The following is a 1036-nucleotide window of genomic DNA, read 5'->3' as shown; positions in this document are numbered from 1 at the left end:
TATGAATGTTGCTGCCGTGTCAGCCACCAGTCATTCCGATGTTCCGCAAGCCGCTGTTTGCCGCCCACATGCCCGGCACGCATCAGTGCGTCCGGTACAAGGTCAAGCCGCCCCCAAGCTAGCCCCCGCGCTGTACCAAGTCCGTCATCCTGAGCAAAGCCTGTTTTATCGCACCATCGCTGGTCACTTCGAAACCTGGCTCGCGCTTGCCTCTAGCGGACAATTTGACGGGCAAGGTGATCTGCACACGCCAGCGCCTTATGTCGAGACTGCGTTCCGCAAATACCTCGAGTGTGGCATCTTTGCTTACGGCTTCGCCCGCGCCCGCTGCGATGCTTGCGGTCATGATTTTCTGGTCGCGTTTTCCTGCAAAGGGCGCGGCGTTTGCCCATCGTGCAATACACGGCGCATGGTCGAGACGGCAGCGCATCTGTCTGATCACATTTTTCCCAAGCTGCCAGTGCGGCAATGGGTGCTCTCGCTACCGAAGCGCTTACGCTATTTTTTACAGAATGATCCCAAAGCACTCAATACCGCACTGCGGATATTTCTGCGGGTGATTCTGGCTAGCCTGCAGGCACATTGCCCCAGCGCTACGGCAGTCGATCGCCGTCTGGTGCAATTGGCGGCCTGCGCTTTCATTCATCGTTTTGGCTCGAGTCTCAATACCCACGTGCATTTTCATATTTGTGTCGTCGATGGTGTGTTTGAGGCGGTGGATGCGCATGACGGTGACGATGGCGATGTGGGTAGCAAAGTGAAGTTTCATGCGCTGGCGCATCTCAGTGCCGATACCATCGCGCAGGTGCAGAATGAAGCCAAACGACGCATCGTACGTGCCTTCGTTAAGCGTGGTTTGCTCGACAGCATTGATGGCGAAGTGATGCTGCTAGCGCGCCATGGTGGCGGCTTTTCGGTCGATGCCAGTGTTTACATTGCAGCCGATGACAGGGCTGGGCTAGAGCGATTACTGCGCTATTGCGCCCGTCCTCCATTTGCCATGGAAAGGCTGCACCGCAAAGGACAAGGGCATTTA

General features: G+C 56.6%; 1 protein-coding gene. It reads left to right on the top strand.

Annotated elements, in window-relative coordinates; all coding sequences use genetic code 11:
• Position 1: 1 nt before the first annotated feature.
• The coding region (locus AAKU64_RS22600) for a transposase (protein ID WP_354363122.1) at positions 2 to 1036 on the top strand (1035 nt) is incomplete at its 3' end.

This window comes from Undibacterium sp. GrIS 1.8 (assembly GCF_040544445.1).
Classification (GTDB): domain Bacteria; phylum Pseudomonadota; class Gammaproteobacteria; order Burkholderiales; family Burkholderiaceae_D; genus Undibacterium.
This window is presented reverse-complemented; position numbering and strand designations above follow the sequence as displayed.